Below are 6003 nucleotides of genomic sequence, written 5' to 3'. Positions count from 1 at the left end.
CCGAAGCCGAGGAACGCTATTACGCCTCGTTGGCAGAGACAGCGATGGCCGCATAACTTAAGACAACCGGCCTCCGGCAAAACCGGGGCGGTTCACACCTCCGGATAGCTCGCGATGACGCGCCGGATGCGGTTGGCGTACTGGTTGCCCTCCTCGAGCGAGATCGTCGGGTTCAGGGTCGCGCGGATCCAGAGGTTGCCCTCTTCGAGCTTCGGCAGGAACTCGAGGCCGAGCGATCGGCCGGCGAGCAGCGAGACGGCCAGCAGCAGCACGGCGCAGACCATGGTGATGCCGCGATGGGCGACCGCGCGGGCGAGCATCGGCTCGTAGACGGCGCGGATGCCGCGGACGATGAAGGTCTCGCGTTCGGAGAGGTGGCCGCGCAGCAGGAAGACGGCAAGCGCCGGCGTGACGAAGAAGGCGCAGAGAAGGCCACCCGACAGCGCGTAAGCATAGGTCTTCGCCATGGGCGAGAAGATGTGGCCCTCCACGCCCTGCATGGTGAAGAGCGGCAGGAAGCTCGTCACGATGATGAGGCAGGAGAAGATGATGGCCGTGCCGACCTGGTTGGACGCGGTCAGCACCGTGTGGATGCGGCCGCGCAGGTCGGTCGCCGCATCTTCCTTGATGCCGTGCGTTTCCTTCTCGTGACTTCGCTCCGACAGCAGGCGGAAGATGTTTTCGGTCATGATGACCGCGGCGTCGACGATGAGGCCGAAATCGACGGCGCCGACGGAGAGCAGGTTCGCCGATTCTCCACGGACCACCATCAGCGTCACGGCAAAGGCGAGCGCGAAGGGAATGGTCAGCGCGACGATGACCGCCGAGCGGAAATTGCCGAGGAACAGCCACTGCACGATGAAGATCAGCGCGATGCCGAAGGAGGCGCTGTGCAGCACCGTGTGCGTGGTGATGTCGATCAGTTCCTTGCGGTCATAGATGCGCTCGATGCGCACGCCGGGCGGCAGGATGCCGCCATTGTTGATCCGCTGGACCTCCGCGAGCACGCGCTCGATGGTCGGCCGGCTTTGCTCGCCGCGGCGCATCAGCACGATGCCCTGGACGATGTCGTCGTCATTGTTCTGGCCGGCGATGCCGAGGCGCGTCTTGTGGCCGATGGTGACGGTGGCGATATCGCGCACGCGCACCGCCGTGCCGCCGACATTGGCGACGAAGGTGTCGGCGAGGTCATCGAGGGAGGAGATGAGACCGACGCCGCGAATGACGCCGGACTGCGCGCCGAGCGACACGGTATTGCCGCCGACATTCTGGTTGGAATTCTGCAGCGCCGACATGAGCTGCGGCATGGTCAGGCCATAGGCCAGCAGCTTGTTGAAATCGACGGTGACCTCGTAGGCCTTGCTCTTGCCGCCCCAACCGATGGCGTCGACCACGCCGGGAATGGAGCGGAAGCGGCGCTGCAGCACCCAGTTCTGCAGGGTGTTGAGGTCGGTGACGGAATAATCGGGCGGGCCGACGAGCCGGTAGCGGAAGATCTCGCCGATCGGGCTGAGCGGTGAGATCTGCGGCTGCGCGCCGTTGGGCAGGCCGGACAGCAGCGACAGCTGGTTCAGCACGCGCTGCAGGGCGACCTCATAGGTCACGTCATAGGTGAACTGGAGCTTCACATCCGACAGGCCGAAGACCGAGGTCGTGCGGATGAGGCGGAGGTTCTGCAGGCCCGCCGTGACCGACTCGATCGGCACGGTGATGTAGCGCTCGATCTCCTCCGAGGAGAGGCCCGGCGCCTGGGTGATGACGTTCACCATCGGCGGCACGGGGTCGGGATAGGCCTCGATGTTGAGGCGCATGAACGCGATCGAGCCGGCGAGGCACAGGACACCGGCCAGCAGGACCATCAGGATCCGCTGGGACAGGGCGAACTCGAAAATCTTGTTCATGGCCCGGATCCGGTCAGCGGCGGAAGGCGGCGGTCATCTGGTCGATGAACAGGGCGCCGCGAACGACGACCTCCTCGCCGCCTTGCAGACCTTGCAAGATCTGCACCTGATCCCCGTCGGTGATGCCGGGCGTGACGCGCCGGAGTTCAGCGGTCTTGTCGGGGTGGGCGATCCAAACACGCGCCACCGGGCCTTCGTAGATCAGCGCGTTGCGCGGCACGGCGGGCGATGTCGCGGCCGCGCCGACCTGGATGGAGACACTGGCAAACATCTGCTGCTTCAGGACGCCCTGGGGATTGTCGACGGTGGCGCGGACCAGCAGGCGCTTCGAGGCCGGGTCGATGCTGGCGCTGATGAAGTCGAGGCGGGCGGCGAAAGCCTGGTTGCGCAGCGCGATGACGCGGAACTCGACCTGCGCGCCACGGCGCACGCGCGGCACGTCCTCCTCGCGCACGAAGATGTTGAGCCAGAGCGTGTCGAGGTCGTCGATGACGAAGACCGGTTCGCCGCCGCCGGACAGGAACTGGCCAGGGCTGACGCGGCGCGAGACGACCGTGCCGTCGGCCGGTGCGGGGATGGCGATCTCCGGGTTGATGCGGCGGTCGGCCCGGAAGCGGGCGATCTCCGCGTCGGTCTTGCCGAAGAGACGCAGGCGGTTTTCGAGGGCTTCCAGACCGGTGACGGCGGCGCGATGGTCCGCGCGAGCGTTCTCAAGGTCGGCGCGGGCCTGGTCGACGTCGCGCTGCGGCGCGGCGCGACCGGCGAAAAGATCCGACTGGCGCTTCTCGTTGATCTCGGCGAGGCGGAGCTGGGCCACCGCCTTGTCGAGATTGGAGATGGCCGCCACGAACTCGTTCTGCGTCGAGACCATGTCGTTGGCCAGCATGAACAGCAACGGCTGGCCGCGGCGCACCACGTCGCCGGCGATGACGGGCACCCGCGTGGTGCGACCGGCATAGGGCGAGATGACCGGCACGGCGCTGTTCTCGTCGATGGCGAGACGCCCCTCGGTGATGATCTGCTCGCGGAAGACGCGCGCCTCGACCTTCTGGGTGGCGAAGGTCGACCAGTCGGATTCGGAAATGCGGAAGCGGCCGTTGACCTGGGTGACGCGATCGGGCGCCTCGGTCGGCGATTCGGCCGCGGGTTTCGACGTGCCGAAAAGGCGCCCGAGAAACGACAGGTCGACGGCATGGGCGGGACTCGGCCCGAGAGCGAGAGCCGCGGGAACCAGCGCAACAAGCCAGAAAGTTCGGAGGATGGGCAGCACGGGGACCAGGCTTTCACGTCTTACCAGGCTACCCGCGAAGGGACGCCGTCGAGCAATGTTCCACTAGCCCGCTTCGGGCAATGGGTCAAAGGCGCGCAGCGTCGCCGCGTGAGCGCTGCGCGGGATAGTGCATTTGTGATGCAGTCAGGTGACAGAACGATGAGGAACAGGCGCGAGACGGCGGGATTGATGCGAGGAGCCACCTCACCAGGGAGAAACCTCATGGCCAAGACCAAGACCCTCGAAGACATGTTCGTGGACGGACTGAAGGACATCCTCTTCGCCGAGCGCCAGATCCTGCGCACCCTGCCGAAAATGGCGCGGGCGGCCCAGTCGCAGGAGCTCAAGGCGGCGATTGAGAAGCACAAGGACCAGACGGAAGGCCAGATCGAGCGCCTTGAAAAGGTTTTCGAGCAGATGGAGGTGGCGGCCCGCGGCAAGACCTGCCCGGCCATCCTCGGCATCATCGAGGAGGGCCAGGAGGTGCTGGAGGAGTTCAAGGGCAGCCCGGCCCTCGATGCCGGGATCGTCGCCTCGGCCCAGGCGGTCGAGCATTACGAGATCGCGCGCTACGGCACGCTGAAGGCCTGGGCCGACCGGCTCGGCGAGAAGGACGCCGCCCGCCTGCTGGCGGAGACCCTCGCCGAGGAGGAGCAGACCGATGCCGACCTCACCAAGCTCGCCAAGGGCAGCATCAACAGGCAGGCGACCGCCGAGGCGGCCTGAGGCTCCATGTCGGCGGGTCCGCTGCGGGCCCGCCGACGTTCAGGCCGCGACGCCGTCGACCCGGTGGGCGAGATTGTTGCAATAGCCGCGCGGGTTCCACGGCGCGGCGTCGAGGGGCTGGTCCCGGCCTGCAAGGTCCCGGGCGACGGCAACGAGCATCACAGGCCCTGCGGGAACAGCGAGGGCGGCCGAGAAGCGCCGCCAGGCGAAAGTGTCGGCGGCGGGCGCCAGATCCGCCTCGGTCCAAGTCGCGCCACCATCGGCGGAGAGGCGCACCCCCGCGACAGGCGTTGCCCCCGACCAGGCCCAGCCGGCGACGCCGAGGGGCCGTCCGACCGCGTGGGTGAAGCCTGCGGCCGGCGTGGTGATCAGCGATTTCACGGGCATGTCGGTGATCACCGCGAAATCGGCGGGATCGACCGCATCGCCCGGCCCGAGGGGCTTGATCGGCAGCCGGTAGTCGGTGCCGCGCATCTTCTCGCCGTCGTGCTCGCAGTCGCGGATCTCGAGACGGTCCAGCCATTTCTGCCAGGCCGATCCGGGATAGCCGGGCACCACGACCCTGAGCGGCCCGCCATGCAAGGCCGGCAGCGGTTCGCCGTTCATGGCGAAGGCGAGCAGCGTTTCCGGAGCGAGCGCCTTCTCAATCGGGATGCCGCGCGACAGGGCGGGCTTGCCGGGGGCGGTGAGGCTGCGGTCGGGGCTGTGATGGGCCGTGTAGATCGCCGCTTCGGTGAGCCCGGCCCGCTCCAGCACGTCGCGCATCCGCACCCCGGTCCAGCGGGCGCAGCCGACGGCGCCGTGGCGCCATTGCGCGCCGGGGACGGGCGGCGAAAGGAAGGCGCGGCCATTGCCGGCGCATTCGAGGACCGCCGTCACATCGACGACGGGGAAATCGCGGGCGAGGTCGGCGAGGGTCAGGGACAAGGGCCGGTGCACCTCGCCACTGACCTCCAGCCGCCAGTCCCCGGCCGCGCCGATGGCCGGCATGTCGCCGTTGTTGCGGACGAAAAAGGCATCCTCCGGCGTCAGCGCCGCGTCGAGGGCGGCTGCGTCCGGCTCCCCGTTGAGGGCGTCGTCGTCGAGCCAGCGCAGGCGCGGCTTGCTGGCGAGGACGGCATCGGGCGCCGGATGCGGCATGCGGGGGTGACCTCTGGCGGAAGCTGAGGGGAGCCTAGCTGCGCCCCCGCCCCGGTGCCAGCCCCGGGCGCCGCGACGGAGAACGGCGTTTCGTCACGCCCGCCCTCCGGAGAGGGTTCATCTCCCAGGCGGCGGTGAGCCCATCAGGTCCGAAGGAGCCCAATCGTCCCTGCCCGTCCCGGCCGCTCAGTCCGTCAGGCCGGCGCGCTGCCATCCTCCGGCGACCAGTCCGGCGGCGGCACCCGGGCGATGATGCCGCGCCGCATGGCCTCTGGACGGTCGCGCCAGGGCACGAAACCATGCGGGGCCTCGGCACAGGCCCTGGCCATGGCAACGACGTCACCGGCATCGCGGTCCGGATCGAGGTCGCCGAAGACGAAGGTGTAGCCGCCGGCCGCCGACAGCGAGATCGAGCAGATGCGCTTGCAGACGCTGAGGCACTGGGTCGGCCGCACGCGGCAGTCGGTCCCCTCGGCGGCGCTCGCCACGGCCTCGAAGAGCTTTCGGCCGGGCGCTTCGGCCAGTTCGGTGCCGGGCGCGCGGCAGGAGGTGCAGACGGTGACGATGACCGGCCCGGCGGGACGATCAGGGGATGGGGTGGTGGTCACGATGCAATATTCCCGGCGCCATGGCGCCAGATGCCAGCCCTGACGGTCGAGGCCCGGCATTCGGCCTCGCCAGCGCGCAACCCGTGCTCCCCGCCGGCTTGCGTCCATCAGCAGCACTATGAGCAGCCGGTCTCCTGGCTCGCGACTCAAGCGCCCCGCCGTCCTTCCCGGCCTTTCGGCCAGTGGCTCACGACAAGGGCTCGTCGCCTACAGTTGCGGGGGCAGCCGCGGCCTCGGGCGAACCCTCACCGCATTCCCGTTTCACCCGCCGGGGCGGGCACTGCTCGGCGCGGACAGTGCCACGGCCCCGCCGCCGGCTCAAGCCGCGGACCTCGGGACCGGCTTCCCTTTCGTCACG

At 68.8% G+C, this 6003-nt stretch carries 5 protein-coding genes and 1 riboswitch; of the genes, 1 reads left to right on the top strand and 4 read right to left on the bottom strand.

Translation table 11 applies throughout. The annotated features are described in order from the left end of the window. Positions 1–92: 92 nt before the first annotated feature. Positions 93–1901, bottom strand: coding sequence for an efflux RND transporter permease subunit (locus C8P69_RS21320; RefSeq protein WP_108179476.1), 1809 nt, complete (start codon positions 1899–1901; stop codon positions 93–95). 13 nt (positions 1902–1914) lie between these two features. Further along, complete coding sequence (locus C8P69_RS21315) at positions 1915–3171, bottom strand: efflux RND transporter periplasmic adaptor subunit (protein WP_170118342.1); 1257 nt, start codon at positions 3169–3171, stop codon at positions 1915–1917. A gap of 222 nt (positions 3172–3393) precedes the next feature. Here C8P69_RS21315 and C8P69_RS21310 point away from each other — a divergent pair, with 222 nt between their 5' ends. Next, entirely contained in the window at positions 3394–3897 is a 504-nt protein-coding gene (locus C8P69_RS21310; RefSeq protein ID WP_108179474.1) for a YciE/YciF ferroxidase family protein, read from the top strand. Positions 3898–3936: 39 nt separating this feature from the next. Here C8P69_RS21310 and C8P69_RS21305 read toward each other — a convergent pair whose 3' ends face one another. Continuing rightward, positions 3937–5037 carry a sulfite oxidase gene (locus C8P69_RS21305; protein ID WP_108179473.1) on the bottom strand — a complete coding sequence of 367 codons (1101 nt, stop codon included), beginning with the start codon at positions 5035–5037 and terminating at the stop codon, positions 3937–3939. 194 nt (positions 5038–5231) lie between these two features. Beyond that, positions 5232–5645: a DUF1636 family protein gene (locus C8P69_RS21300; RefSeq protein ID WP_170118341.1), complete on the bottom strand. Its 414-nt coding sequence runs from the start codon at positions 5643–5645 to the stop codon at positions 5232–5234. Between the two features lie 107 nt (positions 5646–5752). Beyond that, a riboswitch (cobalamin riboswitch) is annotated at positions 5753–5945 on the bottom strand. Positions 5946–6003: the final 58 nt, after the last annotated feature.

This window comes from Phreatobacter oligotrophus, from assembly GCF_003046185.1.
Taxonomy (GTDB): Bacteria; Pseudomonadota; Alphaproteobacteria; order Rhizobiales; family Phreatobacteraceae; genus Phreatobacter; species Phreatobacter oligotrophus.
Note: the sequence above shows the minus strand (reverse complement) of the source record. Positions and strands in the feature narration are given on the sequence as shown.

What these genes read in the sequence shown, in the direction of transcription:
- C8P69_RS21305 (WP_108179473.1), bottom strand. Translation starts at nt 5,037, where the DNA reads ATGCCGCATCCGGCGCCCGATGCCGTCCTCGCCAGCAAGCCGCGCCTG.
- C8P69_RS21310 (WP_108179474.1), top strand. Translation starts at nt 3,394, where the DNA reads ATGGCCAAGACCAAGACCCTCGAAGACATGTTCGTGGACGGACTGAAG.
- C8P69_RS21320 (WP_108179476.1), bottom strand. Translation starts at nt 1,901, where the DNA reads ATGAACAAGATTTTCGAGTTCGCCCTGTCCCAGCGGATCCTGATGGTC.